The organism is Mycobacterium sp. ITM-2016-00317, assembly GCF_002968295.1.
Lineage (GTDB): Bacteria > Actinomycetota > Actinomycetes > Mycobacteriales > Mycobacteriaceae > Mycobacterium.
This window is the reverse complement of sequence record NZ_CP134399.1, coordinates 4,236,893-4,258,226: the sequence shown is the minus strand read 5'-3', so window position 1 is coordinate 4,258,226 and position 21,334 is coordinate 4,236,893. Positions and strand designations below refer to the sequence as shown.

Annotated in this window: 20 protein-coding genes; 13 read left to right on the top strand and 7 right to left on the bottom strand. The window is 69.6% G+C overall.

What is annotated here, in order from left to right; all coding sequences use genetic code 11:
* Nucleotides 1-31: 31 nt before the first annotated feature.
* Nucleotides 32-517 carry a hypothetical protein gene (locus tag C6A87_RS20280; protein WP_311113901.1) on the bottom strand — a complete coding sequence of 162 codons (486 nt, stop codon included), beginning with the start codon at nucleotides 515-517 and terminating at the stop codon, nucleotides 32-34.
* A 179-nt stretch (nucleotides 518-696) separates the two neighbouring features.
* On the opposite strand from C6A87_RS20280, the gene C6A87_RS20275 reads away from it, so the two are divergent.
* From C6A87_RS20275 to C6A87_RS20230, 10 genes are all read left to right on the top strand, one after another.
* Nucleotides 697-1,401 carry a response regulator transcription factor gene (locus C6A87_RS20275; RefSeq protein ID WP_311118015.1) on the top strand — a complete coding sequence of 235 codons (705 nt, stop codon included), beginning with the start codon at nucleotides 697-699 and terminating at the stop codon, nucleotides 1,399-1,401.
* On the top strand, nucleotides 1,379-2,989 hold the full coding sequence (locus C6A87_RS20270) for a HAMP domain-containing sensor histidine kinase (RefSeq protein ID WP_311113900.1): 1,611 nt from the start codon (nucleotides 1,379-1,381) through the stop codon (nucleotides 2,987-2,989). The genes C6A87_RS20275 and C6A87_RS20270 overlap by 23 nt, the downstream gene beginning before the upstream one ends.
* Nucleotides 2,990-3,186: 197 nt before the next feature.
* Nucleotides 3,187-4,491 (top strand): DUF222 domain-containing protein, encoded by a 1,305-nt coding sequence (locus C6A87_RS20265; RefSeq protein WP_311113899.1) that lies wholly within the window; start codon nucleotides 3,187-3,189, stop codon nucleotides 4,489-4,491.
* A 200-nt stretch (nucleotides 4,492-4,691) separates the two neighbouring features.
* Nucleotides 4,692-5,975 (top strand): bifunctional glycosyltransferase family 2/GtrA family protein, encoded by a 1,284-nt coding sequence (locus C6A87_RS20260; RefSeq protein ID WP_311113898.1) that lies wholly within the window; start codon nucleotides 4,692-4,694, stop codon nucleotides 5,973-5,975.
* Nucleotides 5,972-7,861 (top strand): glycosyltransferase family 39 protein, encoded by a 1,890-nt coding sequence (locus tag C6A87_RS20255; protein ID WP_311113897.1) that lies wholly within the window; start codon nucleotides 5,972-5,974, stop codon nucleotides 7,859-7,861. The genes C6A87_RS20260 and C6A87_RS20255 overlap by 4 nt, the downstream gene beginning before the upstream one ends.
* 177 nt (nucleotides 7,862-8,038) lie before the next feature.
* Nucleotides 8,039-8,968, top strand: coding sequence for a sulfate adenylyltransferase subunit CysD (gene cysD, locus C6A87_RS20250; protein ID WP_396836909.1), 930 nt, complete (start codon nucleotides 8,039-8,041; stop codon nucleotides 8,966-8,968).
* Nucleotides 8,968-10,824, top strand: coding sequence for an adenylyl-sulfate kinase (gene cysC, locus C6A87_RS20245; RefSeq protein ID WP_311113896.1), 1,857 nt, complete (start codon nucleotides 8,968-8,970; stop codon nucleotides 10,822-10,824). The genes cysD and cysC overlap by 1 nt, the downstream gene beginning before the upstream one ends.
* On the top strand, nucleotides 10,821-11,564 hold the full coding sequence (locus C6A87_RS20240) for a 3'(2'),5'-bisphosphate nucleotidase CysQ (protein ID WP_311113895.1): 744 nt from the start codon (nucleotides 10,821-10,823) through the stop codon (nucleotides 11,562-11,564). The genes cysC and C6A87_RS20240 overlap by 4 nt, the downstream gene beginning before the upstream one ends.
* Before the next feature lie 78 nt (nucleotides 11,565-11,642).
* Nucleotides 11,643-12,254: a hypothetical protein gene (locus C6A87_RS20235; protein WP_311113894.1), complete on the top strand. Its 612-nt coding sequence runs from the start codon at nucleotides 11,643-11,645 to the stop codon at nucleotides 12,252-12,254.
* Nucleotides 12,255-12,293: 39 nt separating this feature from the next.
* On the top strand, nucleotides 12,294-12,890 hold the full coding sequence (locus C6A87_RS20230; RefSeq protein WP_311113893.1) for a cysteine hydrolase family protein: 597 nt from the start codon (nucleotides 12,294-12,296) through the stop codon (nucleotides 12,888-12,890).
* 1 nt (nucleotide 12,891) lies between these two features.
* Here the strand turns inward: C6A87_RS20230 and C6A87_RS20225 are convergent, their stop codons facing one another.
* Together C6A87_RS20225 and C6A87_RS20220 are read right to left on the bottom strand one after the other, a co-directional pair.
* Nucleotides 12,892-13,887 (bottom strand): SGNH hydrolase domain-containing protein, encoded by a 996-nt coding sequence (locus tag C6A87_RS20225; protein ID WP_311113892.1) that lies wholly within the window; start codon nucleotides 13,885-13,887, stop codon nucleotides 12,892-12,894.
* Nucleotides 13,888-13,910: 23 nt separating this feature from the next.
* Nucleotides 13,911-15,158, bottom strand: a complete 1,248-nt coding sequence (locus C6A87_RS20220; RefSeq protein WP_311113891.1) for an acyltransferase — start codon at nucleotides 15,156-15,158, stop codon at nucleotides 13,911-13,913.
* 141 nt (nucleotides 15,159-15,299) lie between these two features.
* Between C6A87_RS20220 and C6A87_RS20215 the strand changes: the two genes are divergently transcribed.
* Nucleotides 15,300-15,776 carry an RrF2 family transcriptional regulator gene (locus tag C6A87_RS20215; protein WP_311113890.1) on the top strand — a complete coding sequence of 159 codons (477 nt, stop codon included), beginning with the start codon at nucleotides 15,300-15,302 and terminating at the stop codon, nucleotides 15,774-15,776.
* Here the strand turns inward: C6A87_RS20215 and C6A87_RS20210 are convergent.
* From C6A87_RS20210 to C6A87_RS20195, 4 genes are all read right to left on the bottom strand, one after another.
* Complete coding sequence (locus C6A87_RS20210) at nucleotides 15,773-16,165, bottom strand: VOC family protein (protein WP_311113889.1); 393 nt, start codon at nucleotides 16,163-16,165, stop codon at nucleotides 15,773-15,775. The two genes, C6A87_RS20215 and C6A87_RS20210, sit on opposite strands and share 4 nt — an antisense overlap.
* Nucleotides 16,166-16,240: 75 nt before the next feature.
* Nucleotides 16,241-17,125, bottom strand: coding sequence for a DUF4097 family beta strand repeat-containing protein (locus tag C6A87_RS20205; protein WP_311113888.1), 885 nt, complete (start codon nucleotides 17,123-17,125; stop codon nucleotides 16,241-16,243).
* An 18-nt stretch (nucleotides 17,126-17,143) separates the two neighbouring features.
* Nucleotides 17,144-17,782 (bottom strand): response regulator transcription factor, encoded by a 639-nt coding sequence (locus C6A87_RS20200; RefSeq protein ID WP_311113887.1) that lies wholly within the window; start codon nucleotides 17,780-17,782, stop codon nucleotides 17,144-17,146.
* Entirely contained in the window at nucleotides 17,770-19,095 is a 1,326-nt protein-coding gene (locus tag C6A87_RS20195) for a histidine kinase (protein WP_311113886.1), read from the bottom strand. Before C6A87_RS20195 ends, C6A87_RS20200 begins: the two co-directional genes overlap by 13 nt.
* 218 nt (nucleotides 19,096-19,313) lie before the next feature.
* Between C6A87_RS20195 and C6A87_RS20190 the strand changes: the two genes are divergently transcribed.
* Nucleotides 19,314-20,372 carry a TDT family transporter gene (locus tag C6A87_RS20190; protein ID WP_311118014.1) on the top strand — a complete coding sequence of 353 codons (1,059 nt, stop codon included), beginning with the start codon at nucleotides 19,314-19,316 and terminating at the stop codon, nucleotides 20,370-20,372.
* A 77-nt stretch (nucleotides 20,373-20,449) separates the two neighbouring features.
* A complete protein-coding gene (locus tag C6A87_RS20185; RefSeq protein WP_311118013.1) occupies nucleotides 20,450-21,331 on the top strand; it encodes an LLM class flavin-dependent oxidoreductase in 882 nt (293 codons plus the stop codon).
* The last annotated feature ends 3 nt before the right edge of the window (nucleotides 21,332-21,334 follow it).

Genomic DNA, 21,334 nt, shown 5'->3' with positions numbered 1-21,334 from the left:
GCCCGGCGACACGGCCCGGCGGGCGTTGCGCTCAGCGCCGGAGCACCTCGGTCAGCTCGGCGGTCATGCCGTTCTGCACGCCGCGGACCGACACCGCGTCGCCGACGGCGAACGTCGACCCCTCCCCGGCCGGGGTCGACCAGGTCTGGGTGAAGCCGTCGTCGCTGCGCACGGTGATCGAGTCCGGCGCGGTCGCCGTGACGGTGCCGGACTGGGTGACCACCGTGACAAAGCCGCCGGCGCTGACCGCGACCACCTCCTGCCCGTGCAGTGGGCGGCCCTCCTGTCGTCCGGACCCGGGTCGGTCCGCCGGATCCCCGGCGTGGTGGACGGGAGGCGGACCGGGGAACTGCGGTGACGAGTTGTCCGACGCCGCGTAGATCGCCGCGCCGCCCAGCACCGCGATGACGGCGGCGATCCCGACGGCGAGCCACGTCTGCGTCCGGCGCCACCGGCGCGGTGCAGGATCGGGGTCGTCCCGCGCGGCGTCGGCAGGCCGCGGCTCCTGACTGCTCATGCCTCCACACTGGGCGCCGTCGATGTGAGTCCGCTGTGTGCGGGCTCAGCGTTCGACATGACGCGCTGTCTCACAGCCGGCGCATAGGAACGGCATAGACCGCGCACAGCGTGCGCTTCGATAATGGAGCCATGCCCGACCCCCAGACCTCATCCGGGGACGAACCCGCGCGCGCGGTGATGCGCCGTGCCGACGGCAGCCCGATCCACGTGCTCGTCGTCGACGACGAACCCGTGCTCGCCGAGTTGCTGTCGATGGCGCTGCGCTACGAGGGCTGGGAGATCTCCACCGCCGGCGACGGCGCCACCGCGATCGCGATCGCCCGGGACAATCCGCCCGACGTGGTCGTGCTCGACGTGATGCTGCCGGACATGAGCGGGCTGGAGGTGCTCGGCAAACTGCGTCAGCAACTGCCCGGCCTGCCGCTGCTGCTGCTCACCGCGAAGGACTCGGTGGAAGACCGCATCGCCGGGCTGACCGCCGGCGGGGACGACTACGTGACCAAACCGTTCAGCATCGAGGAGGTCGTGCTGCGGCTGCGCGCGCTTCTGCGGCGCACCGGGGTCGCCACCGAGGCCGGCGGCGCCAAGATCGTCGTGGGCGATCTGGTGCTCGACGAGGACAGCCACGAGGTGACCCGCGGCGGTGATCAGATCGTCTTGACCGCAACGGAATTCGAGCTGCTGCGATTCATGATGCGCAACGCCAGGCGGGTGCTGAGCAAGGCCCAGATCCTGGACCGGGTGTGGAGTTACGACTTCGGCGGCCGATCCAACATCGTCGAGCTGTACGTGTCCTACCTTCGCAAGAAGATCGACAGCGGCCGCGAGCCGATGATCCACACGCTTCGCGGTGCCGGATATGTCCTCAAACCCGCGCGGTGAGCGCAGCGGGCCCGTTCTCCGCGCGCCACGCGGCTGGTCGCTGCGGACCCGGCTGATCGTCACCCAGCTGCTGCTTCTCGCCGTCGTGTGCACGGGTATCGGGCTGGCGACCGAGTTCGCGTTACAACGCTTCCTGACCAACCAGCTCGACGAGCAGGTGGTCGAAGCGGGCAGGCGATCGACGGTGTTCTTCGAGTTCGGTCCGCCGCCACCGCCCGGCATGGGACGATCCGGGATGCGACCGCCCGGCATGATGATGCCCCCGGCGCCGGGGCAGGACCGGCGCACCGGGATCGGCGACGAGGGGCCCGGACCCGCGTTCCTGAACGCGCCGGGCCAGGCGATCCACACCGTCGGGGCGGTGGTGGCCGCCGGGCAGGTCCGCGACGCGGGCGTGATCACCGCCGACGGCGCCCGCGACGAGATCTCCGCCGCCGCCGCCCGGCAACTGGCCGAGGTCGCGGTCGACAAGCAGCCGCGGACGGTCGAACTCGACGGTCTGGGCCGCTACCGGGTGGTCGCCTTTCCCGCGCACGTGCCGGGCGAGGCGGTCGTCACCGGTCTGCCGACCGCCGACGTCGACGACACCCTGTTCTGGGTGGCGCTGATCTTCTGTGCCGTCGGGGCCGCTGCACTGCTCGGGGCGGGCGCCGCGGGGGCGATCATCGTCCGTCGTCAACTCGCGCCGCTGGCAAGGGTTTCCGAAGCCGCGCGGCAGGTCGCGGACCTGGAACTGGACCGCGGGGAGGTGCGGCTGCCGACGCCGATCGTCGACGTCGAGCCCGCCGCCGCGCACACCGAGGTCGGACAACTGGGGGCCGCGCTGAACCGGATGCTCGACCGGATCGCCGGGGCGTTGGCCGCGCGGCACGCCAGCGAGACGCGGGTCCGTCAGTTCGTCGCCGACGCCAGTCACGAGCTGCGCACGCCGCTGGCCGCCATCCGCGGATACACCGAGCTGGCCCAACGCAAGCAGGCACAGCTGCCCGACGACGTCGCCCACGCGATGAACCGTGTCGAGTCCGAGACCGCACGCATGACCCAACTCGTCGAGGACATGCTGCTGCTCGCGAGATTGGACACCGGCCGGCCCCTGCAGCGCGATGCGGTGGACCTGACCCGGCTGGTGGTCGACGCGGTCAGCGACGCCCACGTCGCCGGCCCCGAGCACATCTGGGAACTCGACCTGCCCGACGATCCCGTGACGATCACCGGCGACGAGGCCCGGTTGCGCCAAGTGCTGGCCAACCTGCTGGCCAACGCGCGGGTGCACACCCCGGAGGGCACCGTGGTGACGACCTCACTCGCCGTCGGCGACGACGGATCGGCGGTGCTGACGGTGCTCGACGACGGCCCCGGGATCCCGGCCCGGCTGCAGCCGGAGGTCTTCGAACGGTTCGCGCGCGGCGACTCGTCACGTTCGCGCCGCGGTGGAAGCACGGGGCTGGGGCTGGCCATCGTCGCCGCCGTCGTACGGGTGCACGGCGGCACGATCGAGCTGCACAGTGTGCCGGGCAGAACGCAATTCGTCGTCACGCTGCCCGCCGATCCACAACCGCCGCACAGCCGCGGCCCATCCCAGGCCTAGTCGGGCGCCACTGCGGTCTCGCGAGCGTCCGGAGCGGCGAGATTGCAGGGACAGCTGTGGTGAGACTCGTCGGATTGACGACCCTGGTGTCGATCTCGGAAGCTCAGCCTGACGGCATGCGGGATTGGGCAACGTTCCTGTGCGCGAGCCGTTTTCGGGTGCCGGTTTTTGTCGGTGGGTGGTGCTTGAATTGGGTCATGTCCTCCCGGGTTGCCGCTGACACCGCCGATGTGGCGATGGGTCAGTCAGAGCGCCTGGACGGGTTTTTCGCCGAGTTGGCGGAGTTGGCGGGTCAGCGCAATGCCATTGACGGGCGGGTCGCGGAGATCGCTGCGGAGATCGATGGGGCTCGGTTGTGGGGGTTTACCGGGGTGAAGTCGATGGAGGGGTTGATCGCCTGGAGGTTGGGCACCTCGATGCGCAATGCCGAGACGATCGTGGCGGTCGCCCGTCGGCTCGAGGAGTTCCCGCTTTGTGTGCGGGATCTGCGTGCGGGTCGGTTGTCGTTGGATCAGGTCGGGGCGATCGCCGAGGGTGCTGGTGCGGGGTCGGATGCCCATTACGCGGAGTTGGCGTCGCATTCCACGGTCAGTCAGTTGCGCACCGCGATCAAACAGGAACCCAAACCCGAACGTGACCCCGACCCCGAGCCCGAACCTGAGCCGGACGACGACGCTGAACCGGAGCCGGTGGTGGTGCCGCAGCCGTCGATTTCCAAGCGGGTGGAGGGGGAGTTCGTGTGCTGGCAGATCCGGCTGCCGGCCCCGGAAGCTGCGGTCTTCGATGCGGCGCTGCAGTCCCATCAGGATGGGCTGATCGCCCAGTGGAAACGCGACCACCCCGACCACTCCGAGGAGTCAGGTGCGGGGCGCGCGCCGCTGCCGACGGGCGGGAATGCGTTCATGGCGTTGGTGGAAGCGGGCTGGGATGCCGAGGCCGCGCGTCGCCCGCACGGGCAGCACACCACGGTGGTGGTGCATGTCGATGTCAAGGATCGCATCGCCGCGCTGCATCTGGGGCCGGCGCTTTCGGCCGAGCAGCGCCGCTATCTGACCTGTGACGCCACTTGCGAGGTGTGGTTCGAACGTGACGGGCAGGTCATCGGGTCCGGGCGCACGACTCGCACGATCAGCCGCCGGCTACGCCGGGCGCTGGAGTACCGCGACCGCTCGTGTGTGGTGCCCGGGTGCGGGGCCACCAAAGGCTTGCATGCCCATCATCTGCAGCATTGGGAGGACGGTGGGGCGACCGAGTTGGACAATCTGGTGCTGATCTGCCCGTTCCATCACCGGCTGCACCATCGCGGGGGCATCACTCTGACCGGACCGGCAGATCAGCTGGTCGTCACCGATCAGCGCGGCAGAACCTTGGAACCGGGCTCGTTGGCCCGGCCCCCGACCACACCGCCACCGCAGGTCGGGCCCTACCGCGGACCATCCGGGGAACGCATCCAATGGAAGTGGTACCACCCCTACCAACCCCCACCACCAACCAGAAACTAGACAGTCAGCCGCGAACGCGATCGCCACAGCCTCGGCACCGACTGTGCTGGGATCGATGAATTCGCCTGGGCCGCAGCTGTGATGGGCCCCAGTGACGCGGATTGCCACGAGCTGACCCCGGGCGTACCGGTGCGGGCGCCGCATTTCTCACAGCCGGCGCATAGCTGCGGCCCACGGTGGGCACACGTTGGCGCACCAGCATGGCAGGTATGACCGATACCGTCCTGGAGCCCGCGCGCGCGGACCGCCCGTTCGCGGCCCGGCCGAACGCCGCCGTGGCCGCCCGCGCGGCGGGGGTGCCGGTGCTCGACGTCGTGGTGCCCGTCTACAACGAGCAGGCCGCGCTCGCCGAATCGGTGCACCGGCTGCACCGCTACCTTCGCGACTGCGTGCCGGTGCCGGCCCGGATCACGATCGCCGACAACGCCAGCGTCGACGACACTCCCCGCATCGCCGCCGACCTCGCCCGGGAGTTGCCCGGCGTGCGGGTGGTGCGCCTGCAGGAGAAGGGCCGCGGCCGCGCGCTGCACCGGGTGTGGGCGGAGTCGGACGCCGCAGTGCTCGTCTACATGGACGTCGACCTGTCGACCGACCTGGCCGCGATCGCGCCGCTGGTGGCGCCACTGATCTCCGGGCACTCCGACCTGGCGATCGGCACCCGGCTGGCCCGCGGCTCCCGGGTGCGGCGCGGGCCGAAACGCGAGATCATCTCGCGCTGCTACAACCTGATCCTCAAATCGACGCTGGCGGCGGGCTTCTCGGACGCCCAGTGCGGTTTCAAGGCGATCCGCGCCGACGTCGCCGCCCAGCTGCTGCCCTACGTCGAGGACACCGGATGGTTCTTCGACACCGAGCTGCTGGTGCTGGCCGAACGCAGCGGGCTGCGCATCCACGAGGTCCCCGTGGACTGGGTCGACGACACCGACAGCCGGGTCGACATCGTGGCCACCGCCGCCGCCGATCTGCGGGGCATCGGCAGGCTGCTGCGGGGCTTCGCCACCGGCGCCATCCCGGTCAACACGATCGCCGCGCAGCTGGGCGACTCGCAGCGGTCGGCCGCGCCGGGCTCGCTGCTGCGGCAGGTGGTGCGGTTCGGCAGCATCGGGGTGGCGTCCACCGCCGCCTACATCCTGTTGTTCATGCTGATGCAGGGCTGGGCCGGCGCGCAGCTGGCCAACCTGATCGCCTTGCTGCTCACCGCGATCGGCAACACCGCGGCCAACCGGCGCTTCACGTTCGGCATCGGCGGCCGGGCGCGCCTGGCCAGGAACCACCTCGAGGGGCTGCTGGTCTTCGGTATCGCGCTGGCGATCACCAGCGGCGCGCTGGGACTGTTGCACGCCACCAACGAAACCCCACACCACATGGTCGAACTCGCCGTCCTGGTGGCCGCCAACCTGGTCGCTACGCTGGTGCGCTTCGTCCTGCTGCGCGGCTGGGTGTTCCATCCCCGCCGCACCGCCACCGGGGCAACTGCGCGATGACCGCCACCGCCGACCTGGCGCCGCGCACCACCGCCGCCGCCGCACCCGCGCGACCGCGCTGGGTGTGGCCCGCGCTGGCCGCACTGCTGGCCGCCACCGCGGCGCTCTACCTCTGCGGGCTCGGCTCCTCGGGCTGGGCCAACCAGTACTACGCCGCCGCCGCGCAGGCCGGCACCCAGGATTGGAAGGCCTGGCTGTTCGGGTCCCTCGATCCCGGCAACGCGATCACCGTGGACAAGCCGCCCGCCGCGCTGTGGGTGACGGTGTTGTTCGGGAGGCTGTTCGGGTTCAGCCCGTTCACGATGCTGCTGCCGCAGGCGCTCATGGGGATCGCGTCGGTCGCGGTGCTGTTCGCGGCGGTGCGCCGCGTGGGCGGCCCGGGCGCGGGCCTGATCGCCGGCGCCGCGCTGGCCGTCACCCCGGTGGCGGCGTCGATGTTCCGCTTCAACAACCCCGACGCGCTGCTGGTGCTGCTGCTCGTGGTGGCCGCCTACCTGATGGTCCGGGCGATCGGCGACGGTCGATCCCGGTGGGTGGTGCTGGCCGGTGTGGTGCTCGGTGTCGCGTTCCTGACCAAGATGCTGCAGGCGTTCCTGGTCGTGCCCGGGCTGGCGCTGGCCTTCCTGGTAGCCGCGCCGGTCGGGCTCGGGCGACGGGTGGGCCTGCTGGCGGCCGGTGCGGGCGCGATGGTGGCGACGGCAGGGTCGTTCCTGGCTCTGGTCAGCCTGTGGCCCGCGGACTCGCGGCCCTACATCGGCGGCTCCACCGACAACAGCCTGCTGCAGCTCGCATTGGGCTACAACGGCATTCAGCGCGTGATGGGCGGCGAGGGTGCAGGGCCGGGCGGGCCGGACGGCCCACCCGGAGGCCCGGGCAGGCCCGGCGGCGGGGCCAATCTGTTCTTCGGTGGCGACCCGGGCATCGGCAGGCTCTTCGGTGCCTCGATGGGCGGCGAGGCGTCGTGGCTGTTGCCCGCGGCGCTGATCGGGCTGGTCGCGGGACTGTGGCTGACCCGCCGCGCCGCCCGCACCGACGTCCTTCGCGCCGGCCTGCTGATGTGGGGCGGCTGGGTGCTGGTCACCGGCGCCGTCTTCAGCTTCATGGACGGCATCATCCACCCGTACTACACGGTCGCGTTGGCTCCGGGCATCGCGGCGCTCGTCGGCCTCTCGTCGGTCGAACTATGGCGCCGCCGAGCGGATCTCGCGGCTCGGCTGGTGCTGGCGGCGATGTCGGCGGCAACTGGGGGATGGGCGTTCGTCCTGCTCGCGCGCACGCCGGACTGGCAGCCGTGGCTGCGGTGGGTGGTGGCGGCGGGGTCGATCGTGGTTGCGGCGGCCGTGATGGCGGTCGGGGCGCACCGGCTGGGCCGAGCCACCGCCGCGGTGGTCGCCGCCGCGCTCCTGCTCGGCGCGGCCGCGCCGCTGGCGTACGCGATCGAGACCGCGGTCCATCCCGGCGACGGCCCGCTTGCGATGTCGGGCCCGGACCGGCCCGACGGTGGCTTCGGCGGCCCAGGAGGCCCAGGAGGTCCGCGCGGTCCCGGCGCCAGGGTCTCCGACAACGCCGAACTGCAGCGGTTGGTGACCGGAGCGGACAACCGCTGGGCAGCGGCCACTGTCGGATCCATGACCGCCGGTGATCTCCAACTGCAGACCGGGGCCTCGGTGATGGCGGTCGGTGGTTTCACCGGCAGCGACGATTCGCCGACGCTGGAACAGTTCCAGCAGTACGTCGCAGACGGCCAGGTCAGGTACTTCATCGCCGGCGGGCACCGCGGGCCGGGCGGTGACACCGGATCGGCGGCACAGATCACCACGTGGGTCGAGCAGAGCTTCCGCCCGGCAGACGTCGGCGGGGCGACCGTCTACGACTTGCAGCCCTGATCCCGCCGAATCTGAGGTTGTGCTCGACGAACGGGCCGGAATCCGCGCATATCTTCAGTCTCGGCGCTGCGAGATGGAGGCGATCGGCCCAATTCGTTGACACACCGCACGGCCTGCGGCACAATTCCCGGTTATGCGCGTAATTCTGGTCAAACCTACCAACTTTATGAGGTATCCATGACCGCCACCGACGAGCTCACCGTCACTGCCGGGCGCTACGAGCTGAGCCATCTACGTGCCCTCGAGGCCGAGGCCATCCACATCATCCGCGAGGTGGCCGCGGAGTTCGAGAAGCCGGTGCTGTTGTTCTCCGGCGGCAAGGACTCCATCGTGATGCTGCACCTGGCGATCAAGGCGTTCGCGCCGGGCCGGCTGCCGTTCCCGGTGATGCACGTCGACACCGGCCACAACTTCGACGAAGTGCTGCAGGCCCGCGACGACCTGGTCGCCGAGTCCGGCGTGCGCCTGGTGGTGGCCAAGGTGCAGGACGACATCGACGCCGGGCGGGTGGTGGAGACCATCCCGTCGCGCAACCCGATGCAGACGTTCACCCTGCTGCGCGCGATCCGGGAGAACAAGTTCGACGCGGCCTTCGGCGGCGCCCGCCGCGACGAAGAGAAGGCACGCGCGAAGGAGCGGGTGTTCAGCTTCCGTGATGAGTTCGGCCAGTGGGATCCGAAGAACCAGCGTCCCGAGCTGTGGAACCTCTACAACGGCAGGCACCGCAAAGGCGAGCACATCCGCGCGTTCCCGCTGTCGAACTGGACCGAATTCGACATCTGGTCCTACATCGGGGCCGAGAAGATCAAGCTGCCCGCCATCTACTACGCGCACCGGCGCCAGGTGTTCGAGCGCGACGGCATGCTGCTCGCCGTGCACAAGTACCTGCAGCCGCGCAAGGACGAGCCGATCATCGAGAAGACCGTGCGTTTCCGCACCGTCGGCGACGTGACGTGCACCGGTTGCGTGGAGTCCACCGCGGCGACGGTGTCGGAGGTCATCGCCGAAACCGCGATCTCGCGACTGACCGAACGCGGCGCCACTCGCGCCGACGACCGCATCTCGGAGGCCGGGATGGAAGACCGCAAGCGCGAGGGGTATTTCTGATGGGCAGCTCGATGACGCTTCTGCGCATCGCGACCGCGGGTTCGGTCGACGACGGCAAGTCCACGCTGATCGGCCGGCTGCTCTTCGACTCCAAGGCCGTCATGGAGGATCAGCTCGCCGCGGTCGAACGCACCTCCAAGGAGCGGGGCAACGACTACACCGACCTGGCCCTGGTGACCGACGGCCTGCGCGCCGAGCGTGAGCAGGGCATCACGATCGACGTCGCGTACCGCTACTTCGCCACGGCCAAGCGGAAATTCATCATCGCCGACACGCCCGGACACCTGCAGTACACCCGCAACATGGTGACCGGCACGTCGACCGCGCAGCTGGCCATCGTGCTCGTCGACGCCCGGCACGGGCTGCTCGAGCAGTCGCGCAGGCACGCGTTCCTGGCCTCGCTGCTGGGCATCCGGCACATCGTGCTCGCGGTCAACAAGATGGATCTGATCGGCTGGGACAGAGAGCAGTTCGAGAAGATCCGCGACGACTTCCATGATTTCGCCGCGCGCCTGGACATCCACGACGTCATGACGATCCCGCTGTCGGCACTCAACGGCGACAACGTGGTCACCAAGTCCGACGTCACGCCCTGGTACGAGGGTCCGTCCCTGCTGACCCATCTCGAAGAGGTCTACATCGCGGGGGACCGCAACCTGGTCGACGTCCGGTTCCCGGTCCAGTACGTGATCCGTCCACAGACCCGCGAACACCACGACCACCGCAGCTACGCAGGCACCATCGCCAGCGGCGTGATGCGCGTCGGCGACGAGGTGGTGGTGCTGCCGGCCGGAAAGCCCAGCAGGATCTCGGCGATCGAGGGCCCCTCCGGGCCGGTCGAGGAGGCCTTCCCGCCGATGGCGGTGTCGGTGAGCCTGGCCGACGACATCGACGTCTCGCGCGGCGACATGATCGCCCGGCCCAACAACCAGCCCCGCGTCACGCAGGACTTCGACGCCACAGTGTGCTGGATGGCCGACGAGGTCGCGCTCGAACCCGGCCGGGACTACCTGATCAAGCACACCACCCGCACCACGCGGGTGAAGGTGATGGGTCTGGACTACCGCCTCGACGTGAACACCCTGCACCGCGACAAGACCGCGACGGCTCTGAAACTCAATGAGCTGGGCCGGATCTCGCTGCGCTCGCAGGTGCCGTTGCTGCTCGACGAGTACAGCCGCAACGCGGCCACCGGCTCGTTCATCCTGATCGACCCGAACACCAACGGCACCATCGCCGCGGGCATGGTGCTGCGTGACGGCACCGCCCGGGCCGCCAGCCCGAACACCGTCCGTCACGAGTCGCTGTGCCGTCCCGAGGACCGCCTGACCAAGGGCCGGACCATCTGGTTCACCGGCCTGTCGGGGTCTGGCAAGTCGTCGGTGGCCATGCTGGTCGAGCAGAAGCTGCTCGAAAAGGGTGTGCCTGCCTATGTTCTCGACGGCGACAACCTCCGTCACGGCCTGAACTCCGACCTCGGGTTCTCGATGGCCGATCGGGCCGAGAACCTGCGCAGGCTCGCCCACGTCGCGGCGATCCTCGCCGATTCCGGCCAGGTGGTGCTTGTGCCCGCGATCAGCCCGCTGGCCGAGCACCGCGAAGTGGCGCGCAAGGTGGCCACCGACGCCGGCGTGGAATTCTTCGAGGTGTTCTGCGACACCCCGTTGGAGGACTGCGAGCGACGGGACCCGAAGGGGCTCTACGCCAAGGCCCGGGCCGGTGAGATCACCCACTTCACCGGGATCGACAGCCCGTACCAGCGGCCTAAGAATCCCGACCTGCGGCTCACCTCGGACCGCACCCCCGACGAGCACGCCGTAGCGGTGATCGAGTTGCTCGAAGGCCGCGCGCGGTGACCGACGACCACGCGCTCGCCGGGCGGCTGGCGACCGAAGCCGGGAACCTGCTGCTCGACATCCGTGGTGAGCTGGCCGGGGCATCGGCCGAAGAGCGCAAAGCGCAGGGGGACAAGCAGTCCCATGATTTCCTGCTGGCCGCGCTGACCGCCGAGCGGCCGCAGGACGCGGTGCTGTCCGAGGAGGGCCCGGCCGAAGACACCGATCCGGCGCGGCTGTCCGCGGAGCGGGTGTGGATCGTCGACCCTCTCGACGGGACGCGGGAGTTCTCCGAGCTGGGCCGGACCGACTGGGCCGTGCACGTCGCGTTGTGGGAATCCGGCGAACTGGTCGCCGGGGCGGTCGCGTTGCCCGCGCAGGGAGTCACCCTGGCCACCCCGACCGTGCCGCTGCCGCAGGCGTCGTCCGGCCCACCGCGCGTGGTGGTCTCGCGCACCAGGCCGCCGGCCGTGGCGCTGCAGGTCAAGGACGCACTGAACGGCACGCTCGTCGAAATGGGTTCGGCCGGAGCCAAAGTCGCCTCGGTGGTGCAGGGCCTGGCCGACGTGTACGTGCACGCCGGCGGGCAGTACGAATGGGATTCGGCCGCCCCGGTGGCGGTCGCGCGGGCCGCGGGCCTGTTCACCTCGCGGATCGACGGCTCCCCACTGCGCTACAACCAGCGCGATCCCAGGCTGCCCGATCTGATCGTGTGCCGGCCGGAATTCGCCGACGCGGTGCTCGCGGTCACCGCCGGCTAGGCCGCTGGGCGCAATCTCGACAGAAGGCGCACGGCCGTCGGTAGAGTGCGACGCAGGGTAGCTAGTCGAGGGGATGCCATGGCCCGGACCATCCACGTCGCCATCGCCGCAACGGTGCTCGCACTCGCCGGATGCGGTTCGGATTCCGCCGACACCAGCGCACCGTCGGTGCCGCCGGCGTCGCAGGCCGACGATCAGCGTCAGATCCGCGAACTGGTCGAAGCCCAGGCCGACGCGTTCTCGGACGGCGACTGGAAAGCGTTGGCGGAGTTGACATGCGCGAAGTTCCGCGAGCGCGCTGCCGATCCGGCCGCCCACCTGGTCCCGCCGATCGACACGTTCGGTACCCGCGAGGAGGTGACGTCGCTGACCGTGCCGGAGATGTCTCAACTGCTGGCCGAACAGTTCGGCGGCGCGGTCCGGACGGAAACCCTCGACCGCGCGGCTCGGGCGCTCGTCGACTACGAGGAGCCGGCCTACCGGGTAGCCATGCTGGACCTGATGACCGAATCGACCACCCTGACCGTCGACGGTGTGGACAACATCGAGGTCGACGGGGAGAACGCCACCGCGGACGTCACCGTCACCCGTGTGATGGGGGACAGCGCCCCGCAGACGAGTACGGACATCACCCCGTTCGTCCGCGAGGACGGGCGCTGGCTGGACTGCACCGACATGGGTGCCGCCTGATCCCGACACCGCGGGCCTGATCCGCAGTAGGCTGCGACGATGTCAGACCTTCCGACCCTGCGCTCGTTGGCCGGGCTGCCTCTGGCGCCCGCCGGTCTCTCCGATTCGGCGCTCGTCCTCATCGACTGCCAGAACACCTACACCCGTGGCGTGATGGAACTCGAGGGTGTGCAGGCCGCGCTGGACGAGGCGGCGGCCCTGCTGGACCGCGCCCGCACGGCGGGCATCCCCGTGATCCACATCCAGCACGACGACGGCGGCGGACTGTACGACATCTCGGGGGAGAGCGGGGCGATCGTCGAGCAGGTGGCCCCGCGCGGCGACGAACCCGTGGTGGTGAAGAACTATCCGAACTCGTTCGTGCAGACCGACCTGGACGAGCGGCTCAAGGCGGCGAACGTGTCCAACCTCGTGCTGGCCGGCTTCATGACACACATGTGTGTGAACTCGACCGCCCGCGGCGCGTTCAATCTCGGCTACGCGCCGACAGTGGTCGCCTCGGCGACCGCTACCCGTGCGCTGCCGGTAGTGGGTGGCGAGACGGTGCCTGCCGCGTCGTTGCAGTCCGCCAGCCTCGCCGCCCTCTCGGACCTGTTCGCGGTCGTCGTGCCGGACCCCGCCGCCGTTCCCGACTGAGTCAGCGCGGCACAGTCAGCGCCGGTGCCATGACCTCCTCGATGGATCCCGACAGGTACTGGGCGGTCTGCGCGGTGATGTGATGCTTGCCGGAGTAGACGAGGTGGTCGGCGATCACGGCCGGGCAGACCTCGGCGCAGAACCACGGATCGACGTCGACGTAGGTCTGGCCGGTGAGTTCTGCTGCACCCGACCAGCCCTCCTGATTCGGCAGCACCTCGACCGCCGGCACGGCACACCGGGTGAGATCGGTGGGATTGTCGGCCACACACTCGGACGGACTTTCCGGCGGACGCGGAATGTTGCCGAGCATGAACGTCTTCGTACCCTCGGGTAGTGCTCTGATCGTCTTTACGAGGGCGTCGCGCCAGACCTCCGGGGTCGTGTCCTTGCCGGGGCCCTGATTTCCGCCGTCGAAGAACCCGGCCATCACGACGATCTCGGCCCTTTCCTGACCGATGATCTCCATCCGCCACTGCTGCCAGTCATCGCATTCGGTGTAGGCGCGCTCCAGCTGCCACTGGTAGTAGGTCAGCGACGCGGGTCCGCAGTTGCTCTTGGCCAACACGATCACCCGCCAACCGTTGCGTTGGCCGATGAGATCGAGGGCGCGGTGCCACATCGATGCGGCGGAGTCGCCGATCAACACCATGGTTCGCTCGCTGGTGGTGTCGCCGAGGGTGCAGGGGCCGATGTCGTCGAGCCGACTTTCCGTCAGCGATGGTTCGCATCCCTCGATCGACCACTGGTCGGTGTAGTCGCCGCTGGCAGCCAGCAGTTCGTCGTTGGTGATACCCGCCGGGAGGTCACGCAATTCGGTCGCGGCCTGCACCGCCCGCAATACCTCGGCTTGGGGTATCGCCGCAGGGGCGGGCGCTGATTCCGTTTCCGCGACCGGAGCCGTCTGGTCGGCCACCACGGCCTGACAGCCGGCCAGCATCAATGCAGTGCACATCGCCACGCCCGCAATGGCCGTGGTGGGCAAGCGCATCGCCATTCATCGATCCTTTCGCAGAACACTCAGAACAATTGCTGGACAAGGGGAACAGGCAGGGACCACCGGTACCTCTCGAATGCCGCGACCGCGAACACGACGGCGATGCTCGCCGGGATGATGGCCAGACTCAACCATGGCCGGGTCACGAGTGCGCGTGACCGACGGATCGGATCCTCGAATGCGTGGTACATGACCGCGGCGGCGGCGAAGGTCGCACCGATGAGGAGCAGTTGCACGGGGAGGGCGAAGTCGTCGCCGATGCGGGCGGCGGTGATGACGAAGATCGGCCAGTGCACCAGATAGAGCGAATAGGAGATGTCGCCGACGTAACCGAAGGCCCGGTTGCCCAGCACGGCGGCCGGGACCGTGCGCTGCGCGCTCATCCCCGCGACGAGGATCGCCGCGGCGCCGAGCACCGGGACTACGGCGACCCACCCCGGAAAACGGCTGGTGTCATCGAGGGAGAGGACCGACCAGGCGATCGCCGCGACACCGGAGCAACTCAGGGAGGTGGCCAGGGCCGTGCTCGCCGAGATCTTGGCCGCCAGCCACGGTTGGGCCACCGCGATCAGGCAGCCGATGGCCAACTCCCACGCCCGGGTCAGCGGTGAGTAGAAAGCCGCTACCCCGTTGACGGAGGTCGTCACGATCGACGACAGGTAGCTGCCCGCCACGATCGCGACCAGAAGCCCGAACAGCACCCGGCGCAGCGTCGCCCGGCGCCATCGGGCCGCGACGGCGATCGCCAGGATCACCAGCAGTGGCCAGACCAGGTAAAACTGCTCCTCCACCGCAAGTGACCAATAGTGCTGCAGCGGAGAGGGATCGGCACCGAGTCGGGCGTAGTCGGTGCCGGTCGCGATGAAGTGGAAGTTGGCGAGGAACAACGACGACGCCGTCGCGTCCGGCAGTACCCGGGCGCCGCGCAGGAAGTTGGTGAGTTCGAAGGTCGCGATCACGGTGAGGACGATGACCAGGGTGGCGGCCGGGACGATCCGCCGAGCCCGTCTGGCGTAGAAGTCGAGGAAGTCGAAGGACCATGCGCCGCGCGGCTGGGTGGACTTGCGCAGCAGCATCCCGGTGATCACGTAACCGGAGATCACGAAGAAGACATCGACGCCGACGAAACCGCCTGCGAATCCCGGCATGCCGACGTGATCGAGGATGACGACCAGCACCGCGATCGCGCGTAGCCCTTGAACGTCGGGACGGTGGTAACGGTGTGCAGAGGCTGGTTGCTCGCCGTGAGCGGCACTGACAGCAAGCGCCACGAGCCCTGCCTTCGCTCTACCTGGGAGCTACCTGTGCAGCTCTTGGCGCGCACGGTAGCACGAAGGTTAGCCTAACCTCAATTCTTCGCGCCGGCGGTTCCTTCGTCGCCACTTTGATCGTCGTCCAGCTAGCCTGAGCGCATGCGGATGTCGGCCAAGGCGGAGTACGCCGTGCGCGCGATGATCCAGCTTGCGACGGTCGACGACGGTGCGCCGGTCAAAACCGACGACCTGGCCAAGGCTCAAGGCATCCCGGCGCAGTTCCTCGTCGACATCCTCTCCGACCTGCGCACCGACCGGCTGGTGCGCAGCTACCGGGGTCGCGACGGCGGCTATGAGCTGGCCCGGGCCGCGGTCGACATCAGCATCGCCGACGTGCTGCGGTGCATCGACGGTCCTCTCGCCAGCGTCCGGGACATCGGGCTCGGCGATCTGCCGTACTCGGGGCCGACGGCGGCACTGACCGACGTGTGGCGGGCGCTGCGGGCCAGCATGCGCTCGGTGCTCGAGCAGACCAGCCTGGCCGATGTCGCCTCCGGCGATCTGCCCGAGCACGTTCGCTGCCTGGCCGACGACTACCGGGACCAGGAAGAAGCCCGCGGCCACTCGGTCGGTTAGCCCGATCCGCCCGATCCGTACGGACGGGTGAGGATCTCCAGAGAGTGGCCCGCCGGATCCCGGAAGTACACGCCTCGGCCGCCGTCGTTGTGGTTGATCTCGCCCGGCCTCGTGCCCCTCGGATCGGCCCAGTACGGCAGACCGCGGTCGTGGATGCGCCCGTAGATGACGTCGAACTCGTCCTCGGAGACCAGGAACGCGTAATGCTGCGGGTGGATGTCCTCGCCGGCGCCGACCTCGGCGTAATCCAGGCTGGTGTCCCCGACACCGACCACGAGAAAAGGCCCGAACGGCCGCGCGGCGGACAAGTCGAACAACTCGGTCAGGAACGTCGCCGACTCGGTCTTGTCCCGCGCGGCGACGATCGTGTGGTTGAGGGTGATCGCCATCCCCTCCAGGATAGGACGGGCCGCGCCGACCGGCCGGTGGTTCGCCGAACGCATTGTCGCGCAGGGCGGCCCGAGCTAACGCCCGTCGGTGACGACGACGTCGCCGCTGTCGGTCCGCGCGGTGACCACTGCTGCCGCGGCGTCGCGGTCCCTGGACTGGGGGACCCGCACCACCGTCGCCCCGCTGTCGGTCCCGGTGGACGCGTCGACGAAATACGGGCCCGGCGGTGGCAACGTGACCACGACGTCGCCGCGCTGGGTGTCGGCGTCCACCGTGCCGGGGGTCTCGGCGAATTCGACGCTGATGTCGCCGGTGGTGGTGCTCGCGCGGAATGACTGGGTCACCGAGATCGGATCGCGGGTGGTGATGTCGCCGTGCTGGTTGGTGACGTCGATGCGGCGGGCCGCGCCGTTGAGCACCACGGTGCCGTCCACGGTGTGGGCGGTGAACTGGTCGAGGTCGGTCTGGGCGAACACCACGCCACTCTCCTGCCGGGTGGTCACTGTCAACCGGCGTGCCAGTTCAGGGGGCAGCACGAGCGTGATCTCCCCGGCCCGGCCCCACTGCAGGAACTCCGAGCGCTCCGCATCGATCGTCACCCGCGCGGTGGTGCCGTCGGCGTCGACCGACAACGGATCGGCCGCGGCGCGGACAGAGTTGACCATGCGCATGTCGACCCTGGGCTCGCGGGACTCGCGGTCGGAGGTCAGGCGGATGGCCACCGGCACCGAACCGGTGTCGATCTCCACCGAGGTCAGCGTCGCGGGCAGCGGCTGCGAATCCTTGACCACCCGGAACGAACTGACGCCCCACGCGGCCGTGGCCGACAGCGCGACGACGGCGACCAGCAGCACGGCCGCCGCCAGGATCAACAGCGTGCGGATCGTGGTGCGTCCGCCCGGTGACAGTTGCGGCGGGGGTGAGGCGGGAGACGGCGGCGTGGCGAGTGTGGTGGTCACGAGAGTCCTTCCGGGGCTTCAGGATTCGAGGTAGCGCAAGACGGCGAGAACGCGGCGGTTCTCGTCGGGCGCGAGAGCGAGCTTGGTGAAGATCGACGCGATGTGCTTCTCGGCCGAGCCGACCGACATGTGAAGGGCGGACGCGATCGCCGCGTTGGTCTTGCCCTCGGCCATCAATTGCAGCACCTCACGCTCACGTGGGCTCAGCGCGTCGAGCGCATTGCGGCGGCGCGACCGGACCAGGATCTGGGACACCACCTCGGGGTCGAGCACCGTTCCGCCGGAGCCGACGACTTCGACGGCGTCGAGGAACGCCGGCACGTCGGCGACCCGGTCTTTGAGCAGATACCCGAACCCGCGGGTGTCCGAGGCGATCAGTTCCGCGGCGTAGCGCTCCTCGACATAGTGCGACAGCACCAGCACCGGTGATTCAGGGTTCTGACTGCGCAGCAGGGCGGCCGCGCGGATGCCCTCGTCGGTGAACGTGGGCGGCATCCGGACGTCCAGGATCGCCAGGTCGGGGTGCTTCTCGTTGACCAGGTGCAGCAGGTTCGTCGCGTCGGGCACGCCTGCCACGACCTCGTGGCCTGCGTCGGTGAGGATCCGCTCGATGCCCGCTCGCAGCAACGCGGAATCCTCCGCGATCACGATCCGCATGGCAGCACCGCGGAGATGATCGTGGGTCCGGTGGGCTGGGTGGTCACCGAGAACGTGCCCTGTGCTGCGCGCACCCGCTCGTCGAGGCCGCGCAGCCCGGTGGTGTTGTCGTCGTCGGTGATCCGCGCTCCACCGCTCCCGTCGTCGAACACGCTGACGTGCAACAGCTCCGCCGTCTCGTCGAGCCGCACGGTGACCGCCGCGTGGGCGGCCCCGGCATGCCGGATCACGTTCGTCAGCGCTTCGGCGACGACGAAGTAGGCGCACGCCTCGACCTCCTCGGGCAACCGGCGCGGCAGGTGCACGCTCATCGTGGTGGACACGCCGGAGTTGTTGGCCCGTTGCACCACTGCCGACAGCGCGGCATCCAGGCCGCGGTCGGACAGGATGGTCGGGGCGATCCCGCGGACCACGTTGCGTAGTTCCACCAGCGCGGCCTTGGCGTCCGAGTGGGCCTCGGCGATCAGGGCCTTCGCCGCGGGCAGATCGGAGTCGAGTTTGGTCTGCGCCAACCCGATCGTCATCGCCAGTGACACCAGGCGCGGCTGGACGCTGTCGTGCAGATCCCGCTCGATGCGGTGGCGCTCTGTCTGCGCCGACGTCACCGCACCCTGCCGGGCATCGGCCAGCGCGCTGACCTTGTGTTGCAGTTCGGCGGTCGACGACGGCGGCAGCAGCCAGCGGTCGATCCTCGCGTCCAGTGTCGGCGCGAAGGTCACCAACGCGGCCGCGGCGGCCAGCGCGACGACGGCCAGCAGCCAAGCCACCGGGGTGGGCAGGAACGACAGCCCGGCCTCGGGGTCGCTGTGGCCGACGCCGATCGCGACCGCCGGTGCCAGGAACGCGAACACCACCAGCCCCAGCGCAACGGCGGTGACCAGGGCGTCGTAGAGCATGCGCAGGTAGTGGTGGGCCATTGCCTTCCAGAGGCGGGCGCTGCTGATGTCGAGCCACAACTGGTGGGCCCAGCGCTGCGCGCCGGAGTAGGGAGACAGCCGGCGCGGCGGAACCGGGATGCCCATGCCGAACACGGCTTCGCTGCGGACCCGTTCGACGTGGTCGATGCCGCGCATCAGGTACGCGAACACGATGGCGGCCAGCAGGAAACCGATGACACTGGGGATCGCGCTGACACCGAGGACCAGGACTGCCAACGGAATCCAGAACCACACCACCGCGAGCGTGCCGCCGGTGAGCAGCGACGCGCTCGCGACGACGCTGCGTGCGCGCGGCGGTGTCGTCCCGAGGGCGGGCCGGTCGTGGTCCAGCGGGACCCTGTCGGTGACAGGATCGGTGTCGGTGACTGCGGTCATGTCTTCAACCTATGGATCGCGGCGCCGCGGCGACACAGCGTTTTCCGGTCAGTCTGGCGGGGGATAACCCCCACCCACCGCCGAGAGTGCGTGTCTGCGGGCGAAACGCCGATCGGGTCCGGAACTTCGCGCACGCTCGCGGTGACCATACTGTCCCGGTGAACACGCAGCGGCCGTCCATCCTCGGCTATCTCGGACCGAACTGGTTCGCGTCGGTGATGGGAACCGGCATCGTCGCGACCGCGGGTGCCACGCTTCCGGTGCACGTGCCGGGGCTGCGGGGGTTCGCGTTGGCGGTGTGGGTGCTCTCGGCGCTGTGGATGGTGGTGCTGATCCTGGCCATGCTCGCGCATTGGATCCGCAACCCCGTGGTGGCCCGTAGCCACGCCCGCAATCCGCAGATGGCGCACTTCTACGGGGCGGCGCCGATGGCGCTGCTGACGGTGGCGTCCGGGGCGCTGCTGGTCGGCACGGATCTGATCGGCGTCGACGCGGCTGTCGGCCTGGCGTGGGTGCTCTGGACGGCGGGCACACTCGGTGGCCTGTTCACCGCGACGACCATCCCGTATCTGATGTTCACTCAGTACCGCGTGGAACCCGACGCGGCGTTCGGCGGCTGGCTCATGCCGGTCGTGCCGCCGATGGTGTCGGCGGCAACCGGGTGCCTTCTCGTTCCGCACATGGCCGAAGGCCCCGGACGCGCCACCATGCTCTACGGCTGCTACGCGATGTTCGGACTGTCGCTGATCGCCTCACTGATCATCATCACCATGGTCTGGAGCCGGCTCGCCCACTTCGGTACCTCCGGCACCGCTCGCGTGCCCACGCTGTGGATCGTGCTCGGGCCACTGGGCCAATCCATCACTGTCGCAGGGCTTCTGGGCACGGACGCGGCGCTGGCCGTCGACGCGCGCCTGGCCGACGGAATGCGCATCTTCGCGGTGCTCTACGGCGTGCCGGTGTGGGGCTTCGCGGTGCTGTGGATCGGGCTGGCCACAGCGTTGACGGTGCGGACGTTGCGTCGGGGGATGCCGTTCGCGCTGACCTGGTGGAGCCTGACGTTCCCGGTCGGCACCTTCGTCACCGGCACGACCCAACTCGCGCTGCACACCGGTTTGCCTGCGTTCAAGTACGCGGCCGCGATTGCGTTCGTGGGGCTGCTGTCCACGTGGTTCCTCGTGGCGATCCGCACGTTCCGAGGTGGCCTGCGGGGTGCGTTGTTCGCTCCACCGGGCGCCGACCCGATCCGCGCCTACAAGGACCCGCCGGCGCGCTGAGCTCGCGCGGCGGCGCGCTGCCGTCCGGGCGGGTGTTCGCCTGACCGCGTGCCAGAATCACCGTCGTGCAAATCGGGATGACGATGCCGGTGATGGAGCCCGATCTCAACCGTGCGACGTTGAGGTCATGGGCCCAGCTCGTCGACGACGGACCGTTCTCGTCGCTGTGCTGGGGCGAGCGGATCGCCTTCGACAACCCGGAGAGCCTGACCCTGCTGGGAGCCCTGGCCGCCTGGACGGAGCGGGTCCGGTTGGTCACCACGGTGGTCATCCCGCAACTGCACGACCCGGTGATGCTGGCCAAACAGCTCGCCACCGGAGACATGCTGTGCGGCGGACGGCTGACGGTCGGTGTCGGCGTGGGCGGCCGCCACGAGGACTACCGGGCTGTGGGCGCCGACCCCGCCACCCAGACGATGCGCCAGATGGCCGAGCGGGTCGCAGTCATGAAGCGGGTGTGGGCGGGGGAGAAGGTCACCGAGTCGACACTGCCGGTCGGCCCGCCGCCGGTGCAGCCGGGTGGCCCCGTCCTGCACGTCGGGACGCTGGGGCCCAAGACGGTCCGCAACGCCTCGGCCTGGGCCGACGGCCTGGCCGGCACGACGCTGGATCTGGACCTCGGCAAGCAGAACGAGCTGTTCGACGTGGCGAGACAGGCGTGGCGGGAGGCCGACAAGACGAAACCGCATCTGGCGACGTCGTTCTGGTTCGCCATCGGCGACGGCGACGCGCCGCGCGCACAGGTGCACCGTCACCTGCTTCGGTACATGAACTGGATCCCCGCCGACTTCGTCGATGCGATGGCGCCCACCACCGGGTTCGCCGGCACCGCCGACGAACTGCGTGACGTGCTGGCCGGATTCGCCGGCATCGGCACCGACGAGGTGCACCTGATCCCGACGAGCTCGGACATCGACCAGGTCCGGCAGGCAGCCGAGGTAATCGCCGACCTCGCCTGAGTC

Coding starts and splice junctions, on each gene's coding strand:
- C6A87_RS20225 (WP_311113892.1), bottom strand. CDS start 13,887: ATGGCGATGCGCTTGCCCACCACGGCCATTGCGGGCGTGGCGATGTGC.
- C6A87_RS20215 (WP_311113890.1), top strand. CDS start 15,300: ATGCGGATGTCGGCCAAGGCGGAGTACGCCGTGCGCGCGATGATCCAG.
- C6A87_RS20265 (WP_311113899.1), top strand. CDS start 3,187: ATGTCCTCCCGGGTTGCCGCTGACACCGCCGATGTGGCGATGGGTCAG.
- C6A87_RS20270 (WP_311113900.1), top strand. CDS start 1,379: ATGTCCTCAAACCCGCGCGGTGAGCGCAGCGGGCCCGTTCTCCGCGCG.
- C6A87_RS20255 (WP_311113897.1), top strand. CDS start 5,972: ATGACCGCCACCGCCGACCTGGCGCCGCGCACCACCGCCGCCGCCGCA.
- C6A87_RS20195 (WP_311113886.1), bottom strand. CDS start 19,095: ATGACCGCAGTCACCGACACCGATCCTGTCACCGACAGGGTCCCGCTG.
- C6A87_RS20210 (WP_311113889.1), bottom strand. CDS start 16,165: ATGGCGATCACCCTCAACCACACGATCGTCGCCGCGCGGGACAAGACC.
- C6A87_RS20190 (WP_311118014.1), top strand. CDS start 19,314: ATGGGAACCGGCATCGTCGCGACCGCGGGTGCCACGCTTCCGGTGCAC.
- cysC (WP_311113896.1), top strand. CDS start 8,968: ATGGGCAGCTCGATGACGCTTCTGCGCATCGCGACCGCGGGTTCGGTC.
- C6A87_RS20185 (WP_311118013.1), top strand. CDS start 20,450: ATGACGATGCCGGTGATGGAGCCCGATCTCAACCGTGCGACGTTGAGG.
- C6A87_RS20230 (WP_311113893.1), top strand. CDS start 12,294: ATGTCAGACCTTCCGACCCTGCGCTCGTTGGCCGGGCTGCCTCTGGCG.
- C6A87_RS20260 (WP_311113898.1), top strand. CDS start 4,692: ATGGCAGGTATGACCGATACCGTCCTGGAGCCCGCGCGCGCGGACCGC.
- C6A87_RS20200 (WP_311113887.1), bottom strand. CDS start 17,782: ATGCGGATCGTGATCGCGGAGGATTCCGCGTTGCTGCGAGCGGGCATC.
- C6A87_RS20275 (WP_311118015.1), top strand. CDS start 697: ATGCGCCGTGCCGACGGCAGCCCGATCCACGTGCTCGTCGTCGACGAC.
- C6A87_RS20235 (WP_311113894.1), top strand. CDS start 11,643: ATGGCCCGGACCATCCACGTCGCCATCGCCGCAACGGTGCTCGCACTC.
- C6A87_RS20280 (WP_311113901.1), bottom strand. CDS start 517: ATGAGCAGTCAGGAGCCGCGGCCTGCCGACGCCGCGCGGGACGACCCC.
- cysD (WP_396836909.1), top strand. CDS start 8,039: ATGACCGCCACCGACGAGCTCACCGTCACTGCCGGGCGCTACGAGCTG.